Origin of the sequence: Priestia sp. YIM B13489 (assembly GCF_042787645.1) — a bacterium.
Taxonomy (GTDB): Bacteria; Bacillota; Bacilli; order Bacillales; family Bacillaceae_H; genus Priestia; species Priestia megaterium.
In genome coordinates, this window is record NZ_JBHZOQ010000053.1 from 172,545 (window position 1) to 193,651 (window position 21,107).

Here is a 21,107-nt window from a genome sequence, read left to right on the forward strand (position 1 = left end):
CTGTAACCATTTTATCGTATAGTAATTTCCTATTTATTACAATCATTATCTTATTTCATATTTTTATCGAAAAAATGAAATAAAGTGCCTGCCTCTCGTTCCTTACTAATTGAGAGACAGACACTTTTTTTATAAAACATGACTAGTTGCTTGTAAAAAGAACTGAGATTGTTCGTAGTTGTACGTTACTTTTGAAAAGTCAAACGGCTGGCCGTTGGCTAAGTGAAAAAGCGTTTCAATAAACAATTTAGGATCCCCTTCTTTTAACCCTAAGTACGTGGCTTCTTCTTTGTTCAGCTTGCCAACGTGAAGATACAGATCAGAAAACCCGATTTTTAAGCCAAGTCCTTCTTTAATGTAATGAAAAATAGACTGAGAAACAATTTCGTTATTCAAGTACGTAACGATGGATTTATTATAAAACGATTCTTCTAGACAAAGCGTCTGGCCGTTGATATACCGTACTCTTTTTACATAATAGACATCACTATTTTCTTCTATGTTTAAATTTAACGCGGCTTCTTGCGTCGGCTTTCGTACATCTAACTCAATCACTTCCGACGTTAGCTGAAAATCTTCAAGTTCACTCGTAAATCCTTGATTGGAAAGCAAGCCAATATAGCCTGTTCGTTTATGGCGACGGACAAAAATGCCGCTTCCTCTTACTTGAAAAACCACGCCTTTTTTCTCCAGCAGATCTAGAGCTTTTGTTACCGTACTTTTGCTTGCCTTAAACTGCGCCATCAGCGTTTCTAATACCGGCAGCTTATCTCCTTGCTGAAGCTTATGGTCTTCAATATAGGTTTCAATTTCAATTGCAATTTGTTGGTATTTGATCATAGCTATACCTCTTTACTGAATTTGTCTCAAGAATAACACGATTATACCATAATCTAACTCCATACCATAAACTTTAATTATTCATTAATTATTATTTTATTAGGGTATTGATAAATTGTACCGGTACAATTATACTGAAAGCGTATAATCAACAAAGAGGTTAACAATCACGCCGGTTATTATCACCAATTTAAGCGCTTATCGAGAAGTGATTGTTGAAGATATTGAAAATAGCGGGCTGAATCAAACATTATTTTCCGTAGTGAAATAAGGAGGAACTAACAATGACAAAGATGCCAAAGAATTTTTTATGGGGCGGCGCATTAGCAGCTCATCAATTTGAAGGTGGATGGAACCAAGGCGGAAAAGGACCGAGCGTAGTAGACGTTATGACTGCAGGAGCGCACGGTGTAGCGCGACAAATCACTGAAACAGTGGAAGAAGATAAATTTTATCCGAATCACGAAGCGATTGATTTTTACCACCGCTACAAAGAAGATATCGCGCTGTTTGCAGAAATGGGCTTAAAATGTTTGCGTACGTCGATTGGCTGGAGCCGTATTTTCCCTAAGGGCGATGAAGCTGAGCCAAACGAAGAAGGACTAAAATTCTACGACGATGTATTTGATGAACTGTTAAAGCATGGAATTGAACCGGTTATTACGCTGTCTCACTTTGAAATGCCCCTGCATTTAGCTCGAGAATACGGCGGATTTAGAAGTCGAAAAACGGTGGACTGCTTTGTGAAGTTCGCTGAAGTTTGTTTCGACCGCTATAAAGACAAAGTCACGTACTGGATGACGTTTAATGAAATTAACAACAAAATGGACGTACACAACCCGCTATTCTTATGGACGAACTCAGGTGTTTCTGTAAAGCCGGGTGAAAACGCAAAAGAAGTGATGTATCAAGCAGGACATCATGAACTGCTTGCAAGCGCTCTTGCCGTATCAAAAGGAAAAGAAATTAATCCGAATTTCCAAATCGGAGCGATGGTTTCACATGTGCCAATCTATCCTTATTCTTCAAATCCTGAAGATGTGATGTTAGCAGAAGAAACAATGAGACAGCGCTACTTCTTCCCTGACGTTCAAGTTCGCGGCTATTACCCAAGCTATGCGTTAAAAGAATTCGAACGAGAAGGCTATCATATTCCGTTTGAAGAAGGCGACGAAGAAATTTTACGAAACGGAAAAGTTGATTATTTAGGCTTCAGCTATTACATGTCCACAACGGTTAAAAGCGACGTTGAAGCTGATAACACGGGCGATATCGTAAACGGCGGATTGCCAAACGGCGTAGCAAATCCTTATATCAAATCAAGCGATTGGGGCTGGTCAATTGATCCAACGGGCTTGCGCTATACGTTAAACCGCTTCTACGACCGCTATCAAATTCCGCTGTTCATCGTAGAAAACGGATTTGGTGCCATTGATACGGTTGAAGAAGACGGATCCATTCATGACGCATCACGAATTGAATATTTAAAATCGCACATCGAAGCGTTAGAAAAAGCTGTGATGTACGATGGTGTTGATTTAATGGGCTATACGCCATGGGGAATTATTGATATTGTTTCCTTTACAACAGGCGAAATGAAAAAGCGATACGGCATGATTTATGTCGACCGTGACAACGAAGGAAACGGATCAATGAAGCGCTACAAAAAAGATTCCTTTAACTGGTACAAACATGTAATTGAAACAAATGGTGAAGAACTATAAGAAATTAGAAAAAGCCGGACTCCTGCGTAAAAACATAGGAATCCGGCTTTTTTAAAACGTGTAAAAATAAAGGCAAATACGTTATCTCGGTTTATCTACTAGCTGTGTTTGCGCAATTTCCGTTTGCTTAATTCCCGCTCGTTGAATTTCATCAGCAAACGATTCATGTTTCAGCGTTTTGATGACCTTTTCGCTTCCATCCCGAAGAGTATACACTCTAAATTCATACATACTCTACCCTCTCCTTTAAGCTATGATTGATGCGATACATTAGATGCGCTCCTGTAAAAGCAACTCACAATAGAGGTAACTTTTTTCTCTTCTTTACTTTACCCACTTTTTAGGAAACTAGACAAAGAGATTTAATCTGACGCGATAAAAGCCTTTGCAGCAAGCAAAGGCTTTTATCGATGGAATGTTAGTATTCAAAGATGGTTCCTTTTTTAAATTTTGAATGTTTAAAAGCAAATTTCGTTAAAAGAATATACGCAACTCCTGCAACTACCACTCCTATAATCCAGCCTAAATCGACTTCGATAAATGCAGCACCTGCGCCGATGAGCATCGCAAGCATGGCGCATGGATTGTAGCCGGAAAACGGCCCTTTTTCTTGATACAATTCTTCTACGTTTACTCTTTGTTTTCGTAAAATATAGTAATCAACCAGTAAAATAGAAACAATTGGACCTAAAAAAGCAGAGTAAATCAAAATGAACAGCCCAAGACCTGCAGCTGACGAATCTTGAACAAGCACCCAAGGGAACGAGCAAAAGGCAAGGAGTCCAGTAATGGTCACCGCCACTTTATAATTTGCTTTTGTCAGCAGCGTAATCACATACGTAGGTGGAATAATGTTCGCCACCATGTTTACGGCAATAACGCCAATCACAATAAAAGCCGATACAGCGACGGTGATATACGAATTATCCACTACAACCGCGAACGCTTTAACTGGATTGGAAATACCCGTAGCAGAAGCAAGCATTGCCCCGATTGTAAGAACGAATCCATAGGCTACTAGAATTGGTGTAAAGTATAAGAACCCACGCTTTGTGTCGCTAATTCCTGGCTTCAGTTCTCTAGAGTAATCGGCTGCGCTTAGAAAAATCGCTGCATAATTCCCCATGAACATCATAATGAAAGAAAAGAACGGAAGTCCCCATGAACCTTTTGTATGTACCCACTTCTCCCCTACTACCTCACTATGAGAAGTTAAAAGAACACCAAATACGTAAACAAGGCCAAGCAATATGATGATTGAAGCAAGCATCTCTACCCATTTAACCGCGTGGAAGCTGTACAGGGAAAGCACGATTTGCAGCAGCTGAAGGATAATAAAGCAAAGAACAAGATTGTCAAAAGACCCTTTACTCACAATTTTCCCGATTTCGTTTAAAGCGGTACCGCCTGTCCAGCTTTGGAAACCATACCAAATGATAGCTGGAATACCTCGTAAAAGAGACGATATGACGGATCCTTTTATTCCAAAAGACATTCGAAGCTGCATCACATACGGTATGCCCGTCTTATAGCCAATTCGATCGTTTAACACAAAAAAAGTAGAAATAATACCAATGGCAATAATCGCTGCCACAAACGTTTGAAAAAGATTTAATACCGCAGTACCTGCTACTACTAAGCTTGCGCCAAGCGTCATATTTCCTAAATTAACGCCGTCTCCAATCCACATAAACATATAAGACATCGGAGTTAGCTTTCGATCACTTTCCGCTTTTGGCTTCAGTGACGGATCAAGACCTGCATCTTGATGAGAATGCACCTCTTCTATAACGGAACTTGTTGCATTTGTAGACACTATACACTCAACTCCTTTTGTGTGATGTTTCCACCCTAATTTCTAACATTAGATGTAAGTTAACTTAACATGTACATAGTGTATACGAATTCCAACGCAAGTTCATTATTATTTTTGTGAATTTTCTGATATTATTTTGTGCGGTTTGACTAATTTTTGACCTCAACTCACAACATACAGGAGTTGATGATAATAAAAAATCCAAGCGCTTACAATAAGCGCTTGGATGAATCAGCTAGTATTTATTTTTCACAGGCAATGTAGTCTTTATCTCGATCTAGCTTTGTATTGGCATCATACAGTGATTTTGACACATACGGTTTGTGCTTTGTTTTGCCGCCTTTATTTGTTACATTAGCCGCACGAGCTACGCCGCCTTTGTAGTCTTTGTTTAATTCCGTACAGTTTTTGTAAGATTTAGCTGCCGCATCTACGTTTGAAACTGTGCTAAAAGATACGCTCGTTAATAAACCGAAAGATAGAACAATTGGAAAAATCTTTTTCATAAGAGATACTTCCTTCCTATATTTTTTCTAATTAATAATAGAATGTTCTATCGATCTTTTCAATCTTTTTTTTACATTTAAACTACTACTATCCAATTTTATTTACGAGTAACTTTAAGAGTCTTCACCGCTTGTTTAGCCGCTTCTGCAATTAGTTTATCATTATACTCCGCATCTTTTTCCGCACGATTGGAAAGGATCGCAAGAACAATTGGATCTCCTTTTGGCGGCCAAAGGATAGCAATATCATTTCGCGTCGCGTATGAGCCTGCGCCTGTCTTGTCGGCTACTTCCCAGCTTTTCGGCACGCCCGCTCGTATTAACGCATCCCCTGTTGTGTTTCGCTTCATCCAATCTGTTAAAAGTGCACGTTTGTCTTCAGGAAGTGCCTGTCCAAGTACATATTTTTGAAGACTTGCAGCGAGTGCTCTTGGTGTACTTGTATCGTGGGTTTCTCCTGGATTCACTTCATTTAAATCCGGTTCAAAGCGCTCAGGCAGCGTCACATCGTCTCCTATGTTTTCTAAAGCTTCTTTAAATCCATCCGGTCCGCCCAGCTGCTGCAGAATTAAGTTCCCTGCCGTATTATCGCTGTAGCGAAGCGATGCATCCGCGAGTTCTCGAAGAGTCATACCTGTATCCACGTGTTTTTCTGTAATTGGATTGTAGTTCACAAGGTCATCGCGCGTATAAAAGATTCGCTCGTTGAGATCTTCGATTGACTTCTGCTGTAAAAGTGCACCGACAGCGAGAGCTTTATGAGTAGACGCATAAGCAAAACGCTCATCCGGATGATACGTTACCGTTTTATTTGTACCCGTATCTAATGCAAAAACGCCCAGATTCGCATCATATTTTTCTTCAAGCTTAGCAAACTCTAGATCACTCTTAGTTTCTTGCCTTTGACAATTTACCGTTTCAGCATGTACCTCGCTGCTCGAAAAGCTTACAGCCGCCGCGCACGACAGAGCGAGTACAGGCATCATTTTTTTTAGCTTTGAAGTACGAAACATCTCTTTCCATGTCTTCATTACCCTTCAACACCTTTCCAAAAAGTATTTAGTATGTATTCTCTTAGGTAGAGATTACCAACAATTCTATTTTATCAATTGTTTACCCTTACAAACATGATAGCTTTATCACATTTGTATAATAAAAGTGGCTCACACTGAAGATGAGCAGTATAAAAATCGTAAGTATTTTAAAAAACAGGCGGTGTGACTGAGAATAAAATCACGGCTTTCTCCTCAAACGGATTGTCCCATTTGTGTTTCAGGTGCGAAGGGATTTTGACGCTGTCTCCTTTTTCTAGCACGTATACTTCCTCTTCCAAATACACCTTAATTTTTCCTTCTAAGACATATGCCACTTCCTCTCCTTTATGCGCTAAAGGAGATTCTGATGAAGACTTCATCGGCGGTATTTCCATAATCGCCGTAGCTAGATTTCCCGTAAAGTCTGGTGATACTAGCGAATACGTTAACTCTTTTACTTTCATCGTTGTACGCTCGTTCGACCGTACGACTAAATGAGAGGTATTTATTTCTTCAAGTAAAAAACTGAAAGTAGGAACATCGAGGCATTTAGCTAAAATTTTAAGCGTGGAAATGGACGGATTAGCTAATCCTCGCTCAATTTGACTTAACATAGACGGCGTAATCTCCGCTAATTTGGCTAATTCTCGACTGCTTAGCCCCTTTGCTTTTCGAAATTTCTCTACTTTTTTTCCAATATCTATGTTTTCCATGATGATTCCTCCATAAAAAAACGTTTAATTACATTTAATTTTATTAAATTAAACTTAATAAATAGCGTTACTTATGTTAAATTATATTTAATAAATAAAATACAGTTTAATACTATCACAGTAAGGAGGAAGAAAAAAATGAACGACATCTTCACCTTTTTGATTCTCACACTATTTGTTATTATGAGTCCTGGTATTGATACTGCTCTTATTACCAAACGAACGATGTCAGGTGGACAAACGGGCGGCTATAAAATGGCATTAGGATTAGCGAGCGGCTCTTTAGTTCATACACTCGCCGCTACGTTTGGTTTATCAGCTCTTCTTCTTCAGTCAGCTCTGGCATTTGAAATCGTAAAATATGCAGGAGCCCTGTACTTAATGTACTTAGGAATCTCTGCTTTTCTTTCTAAAAAAACCGATACAGTTTCTCCTATAAAAGAGGAGAAGTCAAAGGAAACATCCGCTTTTCGTCAAGGTCTTGTCTCAAACGTCCTTAATCCAAAAGTGGCGGTGTTTTTCTTAACTTTTTTACCTCAATTTGTTCAAAGTGATCAAAACGTAACGCTTCAATTACTTCTGATGGGAATAACCTATACGATCCTTGCTATCACGTGGTTTTTCGTATTCGTCTTTTTTATTAACTATTTACGAAAATGGCTCACAACACCTAGCGTTCAGCGCTTTATGGATAAAGCAACGGGCGTCGTGTTAATTGGGTTTGGATTAAAGCTTGCTTTTGAAAAACATAAATAACAAAAGTATGTTAGTTGAAGAAAGTTCCAAACGAGTTTGATTCTTGATGGAGAATTAAACTCATTTGGATTTTTTTATTGTGATAGTGAACGTAGGTCTAATCAGGTGCTTCTAGCTATTGATTGGAGGGCAAGACGAAGACTCCTGTGGGAAAAGCGGGAATGGTGAGACCCCGCAGGAGCATACGCGACGAGGAGGCTCACCGCCCGCCCGCGGAAAGCGAAGTCTTGCACGGAAATTAATGGCGGTGTCACAAGCGGTTCAGTTCCTCTATCTCGTTTGTTCATCTTTAGCTGGAATTAATTTCGCTATGTCTCAATTTCTTTTATTATTTATACACGTCAGGTTCATAGAGATGGACTTTAAGATCAAGCTTTCCATCCGAAGAAACGAGTATTCCTTCCGCTTCGAGTGAAAGTTTTTGAACAACGTACATTTCTTCGTCTTTAAACCCAATTTCTCCTTTAGAATTAATGACTCTGTGCCAGGGGAGATTATGTTTCTTACTCATCGAATGCAGGACTCGTACAACCTGCCTTGCACCTCGCGGACTACCAGCCAGGCGGGCGATTTGTCCGTATGTCATTACTTTCCCAGATGGTATTTGTTTAATAAGTGCTACTGCTCGTTCTGTAAAACTCAAGTCGCTCCTCCTTTCGTTTCTTCTTTAGTACAACATTACCATATTAAATAAACAGTGAAGGAATCACTCGATTTTTCTTCAGCAACATTATAAGATAATAATAAGAAGTACGCTCATCATTGTTCAACATACTCCAAACAAATGCTTACTGATTATTTCCTATTCTTCAACTAACAAATCTTTGTGCGAGTGGCAGCTTATACCTCATTTATGACACTGTGATTATAAAAACGTTACAGAAACCAACACAGCAAGGTACGTAGAAGCGTTACATGATAAGATAAACAGTAGATACTAGTACAATTTCAAATTGATGCTGACGAATAAGTAATCATTTAAAAAGTGGTGAGAAAATGACAAAATGGCTTAGTGTAAAAGAATTATCTGAAGAAACGAGTATTCCTACTTCAACCATCAGAAGATATATAGATAAATTCCAATATTTCTTTATACAAAAAGAGGATCATCGACCAAAACAATATGAAGCTGCGGCTGCGACCGTTTTACTGAAAATTAAGCAGCTTTATGATGAGGGCTGTCAAGCAGAAGAAATCCATGAAGCGCTGCAAAAAGAATTCTCTTTGACTACAAGCGAGGATCAAGCTGCCGTGTCTCTAGAAGAAGCCGAAGACAAAGAGGACACAAAGAACACAGCAGAAGCAGCTGACCAGCCCGAGGCCGACGACCAGCAGCCGACACCTCCCGAACAGCCGGTACAGCCTTCACCCCAACAAGAGCCTGATACAAAACAAATTCTTCAGGAAAAAGATAAGCAGCTCATTCAATCTTTGCGTAAAAGCTTGCGTGAACAGCAGGCCATTTCAGAATTAGTAGAAGCTTCAAAAGAAAGCAGCGTAGTAGGTAAAAAGAGATCGATTTTAAAACGATTATTCCAACGAAAAAAGGACTAAGTTTGTAAACAAATCTAGGCTAAGAAACACCTTTATTTGTGGTCATTAAATTTATGTAAAACAAAGTTTCTAAACTGTTTAACAGCCGGTGATAGATATCTTCCTTCAATCCATGCTAGTCCAATTACTCGGTGGCAGTTGGCTTTAGCTAATGGGATTTTCACTATTTTACTTTGATCGATTCCGTGTAAATCTGGAAGGATAGAAATTCCTAAGCCGGCTCCTACAAGTCCCGCTACGGTATCAGCTTCCTCTCCTTCAAACATGATGTGAGGCTTTACCCCTGTCTCTTCAAATAACTGCTCAAACGTAAGACGAAGAGAAAAACCTTCTTTTAAGTGAATAAATGATTCTTCAGCAATTTCTTCTAGTGGGATACTTTCACGATCAGCATACTGATGATTTTTCGGTACGATCACAAACAGCTCTTCATTCCAAAGATGCTGCCACTTAATGACCGATTTCTCTTCCATAGGCGCAATCAAACAAAGATCCAGTTCACCGAGCTGCAGCTGCTCAAGAAGAACGTGAGAAGGACTTTGCCTCAGCTGAAAATTCACCTTAGGATATAAGCTGCGAAACGACGCGATTAAATCTGGAATCAAATCTGTGCTGAGCGTATGTAAAAACCCAAGTGACACCTGCCCTTTTTCAGGATCTAGCAGCGCTTGAATTTCCTCTTGTCCTTTATCAAATTCTTTCATTATGTTATCTACACGCTTTAAAAAAACTTTGCCATATTGGTTTAATTGAATGGAACGTCCTTGCCGGTCAAATAGAGGCGCTCCTACTTCTTCTTCAAAACGAGCAATTGAACGACTGAGCGCAGGCTGCGTAATTAACAGTTCTTCTGCTGCTCGCGTCATATGCTGCGTACGTGCTAGCGTTTGAAAATATTTAAACTGCTGCCACTCCACTCCGTACCATCTCCTTATCAAACCATTCTATTCATTACACAGATGTATGAAAAATATGATTATAATGAATTATACATTATAAATAGAGGGTGTTACTATAAAAAATGGAAACATACTCGAGAATGTTTTTAGTTCATCTTGACGATTGCTGTATACGGCACTTATTAAAATTTTATACTCATCATTTTCTAGCAGAAAGAAGGATTTGGTATGAAACGTAAGGAAAGTTATTAAAAAGCTAACTAAGATATCATAGTAACTACACATCAAAAAGACCTTTCTCTCACCATAAAAGAAAGGTCTTTTTTGAGAATCTAACACACATTTTTTCTTGTATGTACCTCTTAAAGTAAACTTTTTAAAGTTTAACCCGTTCTACTAACTGCAGCAACTCATCATTAGGTCCGTGAAATAAAATCATACGGCCGCCTTCAAGCGTTGGCTGAGGCTCAGATGATAAAAATTCAATTCCTTTGCTCTTATAATGTTGAATCGCCTTATTTATATCCTCTACCGTAAAGGCAAGGTGGTTAACAATCCCGCTTTTGTTATACTCGCCAATCGGATCAATATCTCGAATGAGCTCAATTTCCATACCCGGCTGTTCTTCAAGATACAAAAAAGCCATCTCTCTTTTCTCGTTAGATCCTTGAAGGCGAACTTTAAAGCCAAACATATCTCCGTAGTAGTGAATCGTCTCATCCATATTTCCAACAATAATTGCTGTATGCTCCATTTTTTTAATCATGAATATTCTCTCTTTCCCCGTATTTAGTAAGTACAAGTAAACTATAGCGCAATTTAGACAATATGTATTTCCATATACCTTGAATTCTCATACTATAGTTAGGAAAATTCAAGCACTCTATCAATGAATCGGCTATGATTTGAAAAATAACAAATAAAAAAACAAACCTCATTGGTTTGTTTTGGTTACGTATTTTATAATCAGTCTCTGTTTCAACAACGTTCGATAAGCCATGTTTTGTACCTTTGTACTGCAAACGATTTTACTCTCGTACTCAGGCGGTAATCATCTATCTACGATTACACATGTAACCGTCCGTCTCTCCGTTTGATTCCTTAGAGACAGTTCCCCTACCATTGTTTGGGTTTCTCGCTCGTGGGGTTTACCGCGTTCCACCTTTGCTGTTTCCAGCAAAGCTTCGTCACTGTGGCACTTTCAGGGATACTCGACCATATCCGAAGACTTAGGTGGTTTTTCCCGCCGTCAGCTAAGCTATAAGCCAAGCTGCCCTAGCTTATTTTTTCACTAGGCACGAACACTACGGACATCTCAGCACCGTGCGAGCATGGACTTTCCTCTACATCAAATGATGCAGCGATTACCTGAACGTTATTTCAGATCGTGTATGAGTAGTATATGCGTTTTAGCTTGCCGAATCAAATGTAACTTTTGGTATGGATTCCATTTCAATTTTTGCAGCAAATTAAATAAAATAACCTCTTTCTGTACAATCTTTTTAGTAGATGACTCACCAGCAAGCCAAGAAATATTCTCTTCATCCATTTCTACGGGGGATACTTTGTTTCTTTGTAGAATATTTTATACACTACATAAAAAGGTAACAGAGGTGATGAAAAATGAACGCTGATTTAAAATTTGATTTTCATACCCATCACGACCGATGCGGACATGCTCGCGGAACGATTCGAGATTATATAGAGGCATCTATTGATAAAGGCCTTGATATCATTGGGATTTCGGATCATTCTCCTTATTTTGCGAGCGAAGAAGACCAGCCGCATCCTCACATTGCGATGGGAAAAAGCGCATTCTCCGGATATGTAGCTGAGATTTTGAAACTAAAAGAAGACTATAAAGAAAAAATTGAAGTGCTGTTAGGCGTAGAGTCTGATTTCTTTCCCGAGCATGCGGAGATATATCGTAGCTACTATGAAAAATATCCGTTTGACTACATAATCGGCTCTGTCCATCAAGTTGAGGAAGTCAGCATCTTTCATAAAACGCGCTGGGAAGGCCTTTCTCAGCAAGAAAAGCAGCGCACGAAAGAAACGTATTATCAATTGATCGAAGAATCTGCCCGGAGCAGAATGTTTCAGATTCTTGGACATATTGATGCCATGAAAGGATTCTATCCTTCTTTTTCTTCTATTCAGACAGCTGTTATTGATCAAACGCTAAAAGTGATTTCAGCACATGACATTGCCATAGAAGTGAATACATCAGGCAAAACCAAAGACTGCGGAGGCTGGTATCCTGCAGATGATATTTTGGAAAGAGCCCTGCACTACGGGGTACGCATTACCTTTGGTTCCGATGCCCATGACCCGGAGCGCATTGGCGACGACTTTGAACTAGTAAAAAAGCGCCTTAAAGAAATCGGCTTTAAGGATTGGGTCTTTTTTAGACAGAAAAAAATGCAGGTAGCTTCTTTGTAAAACGGTAAACTTAAATAGACTGTAAATACAAATATGCCTGAAGACACGCAGATGAAGGAACATCGCGTGTTTTCAGGCATGTGTTTTTTACTGAGAAACTTTGACTTTTGTAGTTGAAGATAAATCTTCTCCATTTGTCTGGATCACTTGCTTATACCAGTAAAAAGAATCTTTTTTAGATCGTTCAAGCGTACCATTTCCTTCATCATCTTGATCTACGTAAATAAAGCCGTATCGTTTTGACATTTCGTTTGTTGATACACTGATTAAATCAATAGGTCCCCACGCGGTATAACCCATTAAGTCTACACCATCTTTGACCGCTTCTTTCATCTGTTCAATATGCTGTCTTAAGTAATCTACACGATACGGATCATGAATTGAGCCATCTTCTTCTACTTTGTCATGAGCTCCTAACCCATTTTCAACGATAAACAGCGGTTTGCCGTAGCGGTTATGAAAATCTTGTAACGTATAGCGCAGTCCTTTCGGATCGATTTGCCATCCCCAATCAGACGTTTGAAGATGAGGGTTTTTTACACTTCCTGCAATCATATTTCCTAGGACATTTTCTTCTTCACTTTGAGTTGTGACAGAAAGAGACATATAGTAGCTAAATGAAATAAAGTCAACGGGATATTGTTTGATAATCTCGTCATCCCCTACTTCTTTTACGATTTGAATGTTGTTTTCTTTAAAGTAACGTTCCATTACCTTTGGATATTCTCCGCGAACTTGAACATCTGTAAAAAATAAGTTCAAGTCATTTTTATGCTGAGCTAGTAAAATATCATCCGGATGATTCGTCACAGGATACGTTGTCATACGCGCAAGCATACATCCTACTTTTACATCAGGAATAATCTCGTGAGCTAACTTAGTGGCAAGTGCACTCGCAACAAACTGATGATGCGCCCCTTGATACGCAATTTGCTCCGCTGACTGATTTGGAACATTTTCAACTAAAATACCGCCGCCTGTATAAGGGCTATGCGTAATCACATTGATTTCGTTAAACGTGAGCCAATATTTGACTTTATTTTTATAGCGTGTAAATACCGTTTCCGCGTAGCGTGTATAAAAGCCAATTAGCTTGCGGCTGTACCAGCCGTTGTATTTACGGGTAAGCTCAAGCGGCGTTTCATAATGCGAAAGGGTCACTAGCGGCTCAATTCCGTACTTTAACATTTCATCAAATAGGTTATCGTAAAATTGCAACCCTGCTTCGTTTGGATTCACATCATCTCCATTTGGAAAAATTCTCGCCCAGTTGATCGAAATGCGAAGCGTTTTAAACCCCATTTCTGCGAACAGTGCGATATCTTCTTTATAGCGATGATAAAAGTCGATGGCCGTACGCTTTGGAAAACGATCGTTTACTTTGTTGTTAAGCACATCTTCAATATAATCTGCTTTTACATCCATTGAATAACCAGTTCGCTCGTCTTTTGGGACAAATCGAATCATATCTGCAGTAGACAGCCCTTTTCCATCAACGTCATAAGCTCCTTCAATTTGATTAGCAGCTGTTGCTCCTCCCCATAAAAATCCCTTTTTAAATACAGTATCATTTGTTAACATAGTCCCCACGTCCTTTTCTCATATTTTTATTAAAAATAGCATTTATTTCACTACAGAAAGTAGCTGTTCCCCTTCAAAAATTGGACCTATTTCATTGACAGACAGCACATCTAAATACTCCGTTGTGTTTGTGATGATAACCATCGTAACAGTTTCAAATCCAGCTTCTGCAATCGCATGTCGGTCAAATTCAATGAGCGGCTGCCCTGCATTTACATAATCTTTTTCTTTTACAAGTGCTTTAAAATGCTTTCCTTTTAAAGAAACGGTATCAATTCCAATATGAATTAAAATTTCGGCTCCGTCCTCTCCTTTAATGCCGATTGCGTGTTGAGAATCAGGCAGCACCATAATCGTTCCAGCGATAGGCGAGACTACGCGGTTTTCACTAGGTTTAATCGCAATTCCTTTGCCCATAATTTCTTGAGCAAATGTTGGATCTGACACTTGATGCAGCGGTACAAGTTCACCGTGCAACGGAGAGAATACGCTTTTTGTTTTACCACTTTTTTTATCCTCTACTGCTAGAGAAACATTTTGCAGTGGTGCTTCTTCTTTGACAGGATGTTCTTCAAGTTTGATTGTATTTTTTTCTGTTTTTTCTGAAGCAATATCTTTAAACCCAAGAGTAAGGACCAAGACGGCTGGTAAAATAACGGCCCCTGCCAGCAGCGCCACAGCGACAATCAAATTGCCTGCTGCTCCGCTTGGATCTGCAAACGTAGGAATAGCAAAGATTCCGACTAATCCTCCTAATGTAAATGCTTTAAACCCATACCACCCGGCAAAGCCACCGAGCAGTGCACTAGAGGCAATAGCGTAATAAAAAGGCTTTTTCAACTTCATGTTTACTCCGTACATGGCAGGCTCTGTAATTCCGATAACAGCTGAAATAGCTGATGAAAACGCAACTTGTTTTAAATCTTTATTTTTTGTCTTCAACGCTACTCCAAAAGCCGCTCCTCCTTGAGCAAGGTTGCTGATATACATCATCGGCATCAAAACATTGTCAAACCCATACACTTTTAGGTTTTGTATCGCAATTGGGCCTATTGCATAGTGCATACCTGTCATAATAATAAGAGGCATAAGCCCTGCCAGTAAAAGCCCTGCCAGCGGACCCGCTGTTTCAAACATCCATGAGAATATACTTGCTAATCCGTCTCCCATATACGTTCCAAGCGGACCGATTAACCATAGCGTAATAGGTGCAGCGATTAGAAGTGCAAGGAGTGGTGAAAACATGACCGTAACGGTAGCCGGCATCCATGAACGAACAAATTTGTATATATATTTCAATAAAAGTACACCTAAAATAATCGGTATTACACTAGACGTGTAGTTCACGACTGGAATGGATATAAAATCGATTCCAAATAACGTGAATTCTTTTATTTTCGTAATGCCTCTCGCTGCGTCTACAAAGGTCGGATACAGCATGGCAGCTGCTAAAGCAAGGGCTAAGTATTCATTTGTTTTAAACTTGCGAGCTGCTGAAACGGCTAAGAAAAATGGCAGAAAGTAAAAGACTCCGTCCCCAATTGCATTCAGCACTGCGTACGTATCACTTTCTATGCTCAGCCATCCTAGCGTAGCAAATAAAGCGATAAAAGCTTTTAGCATACCCGCACCAATAAGAGCTGGTAAGATAGGAGTGAAAATTCCTGAAATACTATCCATTAGAAGTGAAACAACGCCTTGTTTTTGGCTGCTTTTCTCCTCGGTAGCTCTTCCACTGCCCAGCAATGGTTCAACTTCTTCAAAAACTTCAGCAACTCTGTTTCCAATAATGACTTGAAACTGATCCCCGGAAAATTGAGCGCCCATCACTCCTTTTATTTGCTTAATTTCCTCCACCTGCACCTTATTCTTGTTATGAAGATTAAAGCGAAGTCTTGTCACGCAGTGCCAAGCCTGGTTAACATTTTGTGCTCCACCGATTTTATCTACTACTTGTTTAGCCGTTTCTTTATATGAAGTCATTTATATCCCTCCTTTTTTCAATAAAAAAACCCAAACAGATCACCGCATGTTTGTAACATGCAAATGTCTGCTTGGGTAATGCCTGATCGAGTCAGTAACAATCCTCCAAAGAAGAACAATTATTCAGTTTCTACTAGATTCGTCACTCGCCAAATGTGTAGCGTTAAGTAAAGCTTTTCATCTGAAGTTAAAGACCAACCATGCTGTTTATGAAGTAAATTAGCCACTTTTTCAACAGCTTTATATGCTTTTTCATACTTTGTTTTTACAACATCCAGCAGCGTAGCATCAACTTCCGGAGAAACATGTGGGTTCTGATCCAGCTGACGTAAAACAAAAAATCGTAGATGCGTGACAAAGCGAGAATAGTTCATGGATTCTTCGTCAAGTTTGAGCTGAAAATGATATTGAACAACATCGATAATTCGATTAATCACTTCAGTCATCTTCATCGTTTCTTCCACTTTTGCTTGTACATTCTGTGCGTTTACAAAATGATAGGTGAGAAACGTTTCTTCACTTTTAGGAAGCAGCACATCAAGCCGGTCATACACTAGTCGAATCGCGTTAACCGCAGCATTATACTCTTTCGGATAAAGCTTCTTGACTTCCCAGCGGCTTGGCTGCGCGTATTCAAGGCCATTATGGCTTCGCTCAATCGCAAAATTCAAGTGATCCGCAAGAGTCAAGTGAATATTGGTGCGAAAAGGCTCACCTATTTCTTTTTCTGCTTGCTTGATTAACTCTACAGAAACCTCGAGAATTTCTGGTTTGATGCTCTCTAGAATTTGAGCCAGCGGTCTACGAATATTGGACGACTCCGCCACAAACTTTCGTCGAATGACAGCCTTATCAACTGGATCACCTTTTTTCTTTTGGAAACCGACGCCTGTTCCCATGATGACCCATTCTACATTAGAGGAGTCTTTGACCAATGCTACGTTATTATTAAATACTTTAACAAATTTCATAGATGCTTCCCCCACATCAGAACAAACGTAAAAATCCCATCTTAAAAACACATGAACACATCACGTATTTTTAACACAGGTAATGCCTGATCGAATCAGTAACAATCCAGTTTTAAGTTATTACTGAAATTATATTCTACTATGAAAGCGATGTCAATATATAAAATACTGAATTTTTAATAATTTACTAGTGAAAGAGAAATAATTCTTATAGACTATCCATCTACTTCCTTCGCTGCTACTAAATCCCTAATAAAACATCCACATTTTATTTCAACTGTGCTACATTTAACTAAAAATGCTTTCTTAATGAGGGATACAATTGTGAATTTAGATTTAACCGCTTATATAACGCTTATCTGTACGTCTGGTGTTCTTAATTTATACTTGTGTTTTTACGTATTTATTAAGCGTCACCACTACAGCAATATTGCGCATTTATTTATTCTTCATACAGGTTTCACCGCTATTTATTGTATGGGTGCGGCCTTTAGCTTACTATCCGTTAACCTTGAGGAAATGAAATTTTGGACCGTTATTCAATACGTGGGCATGCCTTTTTCACCTCCTGCAGGACTGCTGTTTGTTATGCAGTATGTCGGCATAAAGGTAAGGAAAAAACATATTTTTGCGCTTTTTGTCATTCCTTTTATTAGTTTGATCATGGTCGCAACAAATGACTGGCATCACCTTCATTACCGAGTGTTTGAAATTGACCCAGTTTTGGGTGCTCCTTACATTCATCAAGAAATTGGACCATGGTACACGATTCACGGCATGTTCATCTTTTCGTCTATGTTCGTTGCTTTTTTGCTTGCCGTTTACCGCTGGAAAGAAACAGCCAAAGCTTACCGCCTGCAGTTAATTGCATTAATGGTCGGGCAATTAGTTCCTATTGTCACAGCTTTTGTCTATTTAATGGGCTTTACGCCGCAGGGAATTGATCCAGTTCCGATGGTTTTATGGGTTTCTTCTTTTTTATATTTATGGTCCATTAACTCATCGCGTATGTTTACAGTCATGCCCGTTGCGAAAGATGCGATATTTAACAGCATCAATGACGGTGTTATCGTGCTTGATGAAGCTTACAGATTAATTGAATTTAACTTAGCGTCGAAGAACATGTTTCCGCAGCTGAAAAAAGCGATGTTTGGAAAACGGTTTGCTGATATTTGGTTCACTCTATCGGGCAGTTCATTTCCTTTTACATTCGAAAATAAAAACAGCAGTCAAGAGCTGCAGCTTTTTTCTGGGGATCAATCTCAGTATACGTATCAAGTTCGCACCTCTCCTTTGCAGTATGCTAACAACAGTCACGGCTTGCTGCTTATTTTTACAGATATCACAGAGCTAAAAAGACTTCAGCTAAAGCTTGAAAATCAAGCTTATTACGATGAGCTGACGCAAATTTATAATCGCAGAGCATTTTTTCAACACAGCAAGCAAGCATTCGATGAAGCAAAAAAGTCTGCATCTTCTTTTACGCTTCTTTTACTTGATATTGATTATTTTAAAAAAGTGAACGATACGTATGGTCATTATACCGGCGATCAGGTGCTTGTACATGTCGTAAAAGCCTGCCAGTCCGTATTACCGCAAGGAGCCCTTTTTGCTCGGTACGGCGGTGAAGAATTTGTACTCGCGCTAAAGGGCTATACTATATCCGAAGGCGAAACGCTCGCCAACCAAATTCGCCGTCACGTCGAGACTCAGCCCTTACTGATTAATGAAAAAACCATTTCTGTTACGCTGAGTCTTGGAGTAGCACAAGCGAAAAAACAAGAAAATGAAACGTTAGATGAGCTGTTGAATAAAGCAGATATCGCCCTGTACGCTGCCAAACAACATGGCCGCAACCAAGTACGTATATATAAAGAGATAAAAGAAACCCTAAAAAGAACCTAAACAGCACTGTTTCGGTTCTTTTTGCTTTTGATTACTATTCTTTCATTTATCAAGTGAAAGTGGTAAAAGACTTGATTTTATCTATGTATTTGCAACTAGAGCATCCTATAAACTATATGTAGATCAAAAAAAGGAGAGATACAGATGAAGATTACACATATTCGTAACGCTACTCTAATTGTTGAATACGGAGGAAAAACGTTTTTAATTGATCCTATGTTAGCAGAAAAAGGTACGTACCCTCCTTTCCCAAATTCGATCAGACAAGATCAAAACAACCCTTTAGTGAACTTACCGATATCCGTTGAAGAAATTATTGCTGATGTAGATGCGGTTATTGTCACTCACCTCCATTTAGACCATTTTGACGATGCCGCTAAACAGGCGTTGCCAAACAATATCAAAATGTTCGTTCAAAATGAAGAAGATGCCGCAGCAGTAAAAGAAGCTGGTTTTAAAAATGTAGAAGTACTTACGCAAAACACGGTTTTTGAAGGCGTTGAATTAATCAAAACAAAAGGCGAGCACGGAAGAGGAGAAATTTTAAAGCGTACTGGTTTAGTATGCGGTGTTGTTTTTAAATATAAGAATGAAAAAACGCTTTATATAGCTGGAGATACGGTATGGTATTCCGCTGTTGGAGAAGAAATCAACACATATCAACCGGATGTCATTGTCGTAAACGGCGGAGATAATCAATTTTCAGAAGGCGGTTCTCTTGTGATGGGGAAAGAAGATATTTACGAAGTTTTTAAAGCGGCCCCTCGTGCTACGATTATTTCTGTCCATATGGAAGCTGTAAATCACTGGACGCTATCAAGAGAAGAATTAAAAGGCTTTATCAAAGAAAAAGACATGACATCTCACGTCTTTGTTCCAGATGATGGCGAGTTTTATACTTTTTAAGAGAAAAGCTGAGATAAAAGTATTCTAGTTGAATGTAAATCCGAACGAGGAATCAAGATTCTTGATGGAGAATCAACTCCGTTCGGATTTTTTCATCGGTATGGTGAACATAGGTTTCATGTATATGGGTACTTCTAGCGGTTGATTGGAGAGCAAGGCGAAGACTCCTGCGGGAAAAGCGGAACAGGTGAGACCCCGCAGGAGCGTAAGTGACAAGGAGGCTCAGCGGCCGCCGGCGGAAAGCGAAGCCTTGCACGGAAATCAACCGCGGTATTATAAGCGGTTCAGCTCATTTATTCCATTGGTTCATCTTTAGGTTAGATTCATGTAGTTATGTCCCAGCCTCTTTTAATAGTCGTTTCATTTATCAAGTAGTAGTCGTAGTAGCAACCGCTGAAGTGCTCGCAATAACCGCTAGCATAGCGGCTTGCTGGGCTTGAATAATCGTTTCAATCGTTGTATAGATACCTGTTTCGACTAGTCTAGAATCCTTTAGCTTTTCACTGATAACCAGATTAACTGCCAGCATAACATTGATGTCTTTCTGCCACTTGAAAAGTTTGTCTGTATTTAACTGTTTCACCACGTCATAAATAATTTCAATTTCAGCTTCCGGTTTTTCAAACAGTGCTAATAAGCCAAGAACCGGGTAATGCATTGCTTTTACTTTCATACCTGCCGATTCACAGATTTCTTTTACTGCTAGGCATCTTTCAATAAGTGTATCCCCATGTAAGTTTTTATCGATTGCGAGAATATGACTTAAAAATTGAAGGTCATTCCCTCTTTTAAATCCATGCTGCCCCAATGTGGTATAGAAGTGTTCAATTTCATGCATCAAATCATCAACAGACTCGCTCGTTTCAGCTAATAAAACGGCAAGAGGTACATCACCATTTGATGTAAGGAAGAGATGCTTTTTTTTCATGCCTTGATAAATTTCTACTGACCTTCGAACCATTTCTTTATGGCTTCGACTTGACTCATTCGACAGCATAGCGGAAGCCGCGATATACGTAAATGCGCCTCTAGTAAACCCGCCCTGTACCAATTGATCATATACATCCAGAAATTCATAAAACGTTTCTTTTGGATTCTCATAGCGGGTATCCAGCATGGCTGCAATCGTAAACCGCTGCGATGATTTTAATGTAGAAAACATTCCTACTTGATTTTTAATATAGTCACTTAACTCAATATAAGGCTGAAGCTGAAGCGATTTGCCTTTCACTGCATACATAGAAGCGATAGCCATAAACTGCTTCGGATCTGCCACTTTCCATTTGAGTTCATTTTTTAAGCTGATATAAAAACCTCTATACTGATCTACTTTTTGTTGAATCGTTTCCGGTAGCATATCAACACGTCCTTTATTCGTCGTTAGCTTATATACGTAACACTTCAATAAAAGTTTCAATATTTGGTAAATACGCCGTACATTTATGACAATACGAAAAAGACCCCGGAATATTCCGAG

Annotated in this window: 19 protein-coding genes and 1 other RNA gene; 6 read left to right on the top strand and 14 right to left on the bottom strand. The window is 39.2% G+C overall.

Translation table 11 applies throughout. The features are described 5' to 3' along the window. Nucleotides 1-129: 129 nt before the first annotated feature. Nucleotides 130-840, bottom strand: a complete 711-nt coding sequence (locus tag ACFX4W_RS06860; protein WP_043981319.1) for a GntR family transcriptional regulator — start codon at nt 838-840, stop codon at nt 130-132. 284 nt (nt 841-1,124) lie between these two features. Between ACFX4W_RS06860 and bglA the strand changes: the two genes are divergently transcribed. Continuing rightward, a complete protein-coding gene (gene bglA / locus ACFX4W_RS06865; RefSeq protein ID WP_043981318.1) occupies nt 1,125-2,564 on the top strand; it encodes a 6-phospho-beta-glucosidase BglA in 1,440 nt (479 codons plus the stop codon). Between the two features lie 81 nt (nt 2,565-2,645). Here bglA and ACFX4W_RS06870 read toward each other — a convergent pair whose 3' ends face one another. The 5 genes from ACFX4W_RS06870 to ACFX4W_RS06890 form a co-directional block, all read right to left on the bottom strand. Then, complete coding sequence (locus ACFX4W_RS06870) at nt 2,646-2,795, bottom strand: hypothetical protein (RefSeq protein ID WP_013058052.1); 150 nt, start codon at nt 2,793-2,795, stop codon at nt 2,646-2,648. 187 nt (nt 2,796-2,982) lie between these two features. Then, on the bottom strand, nt 2,983-4,380 hold the full coding sequence (locus ACFX4W_RS06875) for an NCS1 family transporter (protein ID WP_043981317.1): 1,398 nt from the start codon (nt 4,378-4,380) through the stop codon (nt 2,983-2,985). Between the two features lie 242 nt (nt 4,381-4,622). Beyond that, nucleotides 4,623-4,886: an excalibur calcium-binding domain-containing protein gene (locus ACFX4W_RS06880; RefSeq protein WP_043981316.1), complete on the bottom strand. Its 264-nt coding sequence runs from the start codon at nt 4,884-4,886 to the stop codon at nt 4,623-4,625. Nucleotides 4,887-4,984: 98 nt separating this feature from the next. Continuing rightward, nucleotides 4,985-5,917, bottom strand: a complete 933-nt coding sequence (gene bla / locus ACFX4W_RS06885; RefSeq protein WP_280560010.1) for a class A beta-lactamase — start codon at nt 5,915-5,917, stop codon at nt 4,985-4,987. A gap of 170 nt (nt 5,918-6,087) precedes the next feature. Continuing rightward, the gene (locus ACFX4W_RS06890; protein ID WP_043981314.1) at nt 6,088-6,633 is read right to left on the bottom strand and encodes a cupin domain-containing protein; all 546 of its coding nucleotides are present in this window, start codon (nt 6,631-6,633) and stop codon (nt 6,088-6,090) included. A 138-nt stretch (nt 6,634-6,771) separates the two neighbouring features. Here ACFX4W_RS06890 and ACFX4W_RS06895 point away from each other — a divergent pair, with 138 nt between their 5' ends. Beyond that, nucleotides 6,772-7,389 carry a LysE family translocator gene (locus ACFX4W_RS06895; protein WP_043981313.1) on the top strand — a complete coding sequence of 206 codons (618 nt, stop codon included), beginning with the start codon at nt 6,772-6,774 and terminating at the stop codon, nt 7,387-7,389. Nucleotides 7,390-7,717: 328 nt separating this feature from the next. Here the strand turns inward: ACFX4W_RS06895 and ACFX4W_RS06900 are convergent, their stop codons facing one another. After that, nucleotides 7,718-8,032 (bottom strand): MGMT family protein, encoded by a 315-nt coding sequence (locus ACFX4W_RS06900; protein ID WP_043981312.1) that lies wholly within the window; start codon nt 8,030-8,032, stop codon nt 7,718-7,720. Nucleotides 8,033-8,385: 353 nt separating this feature from the next. Here ACFX4W_RS06900 and ACFX4W_RS06905 point away from each other — a divergent pair, with 353 nt between their 5' ends. Continuing rightward, entirely contained in the window at nt 8,386-8,943 is a 558-nt protein-coding gene (locus tag ACFX4W_RS06905; protein ID WP_043981311.1) for a MerR family transcriptional regulator, read from the top strand. Between the two features lie 32 nt (nt 8,944-8,975). Here ACFX4W_RS06905 and ACFX4W_RS06910 read toward each other — a convergent pair whose 3' ends face one another. The 3 genes from ACFX4W_RS06910 to rnpB form a co-directional block, all read right to left on the bottom strand. Further along, nucleotides 8,976-9,860, bottom strand: a complete 885-nt coding sequence (locus ACFX4W_RS06910) for a LysR family transcriptional regulator (RefSeq protein ID WP_043981310.1) — start codon at nt 9,858-9,860, stop codon at nt 8,976-8,978. Between the two features lie 358 nt (nt 9,861-10,218). Beyond that, on the bottom strand, nt 10,219-10,608 hold the full coding sequence (locus ACFX4W_RS06915; RefSeq protein WP_043981309.1) for a VOC family protein: 390 nt from the start codon (nt 10,606-10,608) through the stop codon (nt 10,219-10,221). Between the two features lie 221 nt (nt 10,609-10,829). Then, nucleotides 10,830-11,218, bottom strand: an RNA gene (rnpB, locus tag ACFX4W_RS06920) — RNase P RNA component class B. Between the two features lie 247 nt (nt 11,219-11,465). Here rnpB and ACFX4W_RS06925 point away from each other — a divergent pair. Continuing rightward, the gene (locus ACFX4W_RS06925; RefSeq protein ID WP_043981307.1) at nt 11,466-12,284 is read left to right on the top strand and encodes a histidinol-phosphatase; all 819 of its coding nucleotides are present in this window, start codon (nt 11,466-11,468) and stop codon (nt 12,282-12,284) included. Between the two features lie 87 nt (nt 12,285-12,371). Here the strand turns inward: ACFX4W_RS06925 and ACFX4W_RS06930 are convergent, their stop codons facing one another. From ACFX4W_RS06930 to ACFX4W_RS06940, 3 genes are all read right to left on the bottom strand, one after another. After that, on the bottom strand, nt 12,372-13,865 hold the full coding sequence (locus ACFX4W_RS06930) for a glycoside hydrolase family 1 protein (protein WP_097822852.1): 1,494 nt from the start codon (nt 13,863-13,865) through the stop codon (nt 12,372-12,374). A gap of 42 nt (nt 13,866-13,907) precedes the next feature. Beyond that, complete coding sequence (locus ACFX4W_RS06935; RefSeq protein WP_280560011.1) at nt 13,908-15,848, bottom strand: beta-glucoside-specific PTS transporter subunit IIABC; 1,941 nt, start codon at nt 15,846-15,848, stop codon at nt 13,908-13,910. Nucleotides 15,849-15,967: 119 nt separating this feature from the next. Further along, entirely contained in the window at nt 15,968-16,819 is an 852-nt protein-coding gene (locus ACFX4W_RS06940; RefSeq protein ID WP_025750947.1) for a PRD domain-containing protein, read from the bottom strand. Between the two features lie 324 nt (nt 16,820-17,143). Between ACFX4W_RS06940 and ACFX4W_RS06945 the strand changes: the two genes are divergently transcribed. Then, nucleotides 17,144-18,724, top strand: coding sequence for a histidine kinase N-terminal 7TM domain-containing diguanylate cyclase (locus ACFX4W_RS06945; RefSeq protein ID WP_043981304.1), 1,581 nt, complete (start codon nt 17,144-17,146; stop codon nt 18,722-18,724). 144 nt (nt 18,725-18,868) lie between these two features. Further along, nucleotides 18,869-19,630: an MBL fold metallo-hydrolase gene (locus ACFX4W_RS06950; protein ID WP_043981303.1), complete on the top strand. Its 762-nt coding sequence runs from the start codon at nt 18,869-18,871 to the stop codon at nt 19,628-19,630. A 367-nt stretch (nt 19,631-19,997) separates the two neighbouring features. Here ACFX4W_RS06950 and ACFX4W_RS06955 read toward each other — a convergent pair whose 3' ends face one another. Continuing rightward, on the bottom strand, nt 19,998-20,987 hold the full coding sequence (locus tag ACFX4W_RS06955) for a DUF4003 family protein (protein WP_280560012.1): 990 nt from the start codon (nt 20,985-20,987) through the stop codon (nt 19,998-20,000). Nucleotides 20,988-21,107: the final 120 nt, after the last annotated feature.

What these genes read in the sequence shown, in the direction of transcription:
- ACFX4W_RS06940 (WP_025750947.1), bottom strand. Translation starts at nt 16,819, where the DNA reads ATGAAATTTGTTAAAGTATTTAATAATAACGTAGCATTGGTCAAAGAC.
- ACFX4W_RS06930 (WP_097822852.1), bottom strand. Translation starts at nt 13,865, where the DNA reads ATGTTAACAAATGATACTGTATTTAAAAAGGGATTTTTATGGGGAGGA.
- ACFX4W_RS06905 (WP_043981311.1), top strand. Translation starts at nt 8,386, where the DNA reads ATGACAAAATGGCTTAGTGTAAAAGAATTATCTGAAGAAACGAGTATT.
- ACFX4W_RS06915 (WP_043981309.1), bottom strand. Translation starts at nt 10,608, where the DNA reads ATGATTAAAAAAATGGAGCATACAGCAATTATTGTTGGAAATATGGAT.
- ACFX4W_RS06950 (WP_043981303.1), top strand. Translation starts at nt 18,869, where the DNA reads ATGAAGATTACACATATTCGTAACGCTACTCTAATTGTTGAATACGGA.
- ACFX4W_RS06895 (WP_043981313.1), top strand. Translation starts at nt 6,772, where the DNA reads ATGAACGACATCTTCACCTTTTTGATTCTCACACTATTTGTTATTATG.
- ACFX4W_RS06925 (WP_043981307.1), top strand. Translation starts at nt 11,466, where the DNA reads ATGAACGCTGATTTAAAATTTGATTTTCATACCCATCACGACCGATGC.
- bglA (WP_043981318.1), top strand. Translation starts at nt 1,125, where the DNA reads ATGACAAAGATGCCAAAGAATTTTTTATGGGGCGGCGCATTAGCAGCT.
- ACFX4W_RS06890 (WP_043981314.1), bottom strand. Translation starts at nt 6,633, where the DNA reads ATGGAAAACATAGATATTGGAAAAAAAGTAGAGAAATTTCGAAAAGCA.
- ACFX4W_RS06870 (WP_013058052.1), bottom strand. Translation starts at nt 2,795, where the DNA reads ATGTATGAATTTAGAGTGTATACTCTTCGGGATGGAAGCGAAAAGGTC.
- ACFX4W_RS06860 (WP_043981319.1), bottom strand. Translation starts at nt 840, where the DNA reads ATGATCAAATACCAACAAATTGCAATTGAAATTGAAACCTATATTGAA.
- ACFX4W_RS06935 (WP_280560011.1), bottom strand. Translation starts at nt 15,848, where the DNA reads ATGACTTCATATAAAGAAACGGCTAAACAAGTAGTAGATAAAATCGGT.
- bla (WP_280560010.1), bottom strand. Translation starts at nt 5,917, where the DNA reads ATGAAGACATGGAAAGAGATGTTTCGTACTTCAAAGCTAAAAAAAATG.
- ACFX4W_RS06955 (WP_280560012.1), bottom strand. Translation starts at nt 20,987, where the DNA reads ATGCTACCGGAAACGATTCAACAAAAAGTAGATCAGTATAGAGGTTTT.
- ACFX4W_RS06880 (WP_043981316.1), bottom strand. Translation starts at nt 4,886, where the DNA reads ATGAAAAAGATTTTTCCAATTGTTCTATCTTTCGGTTTATTAACGAGC.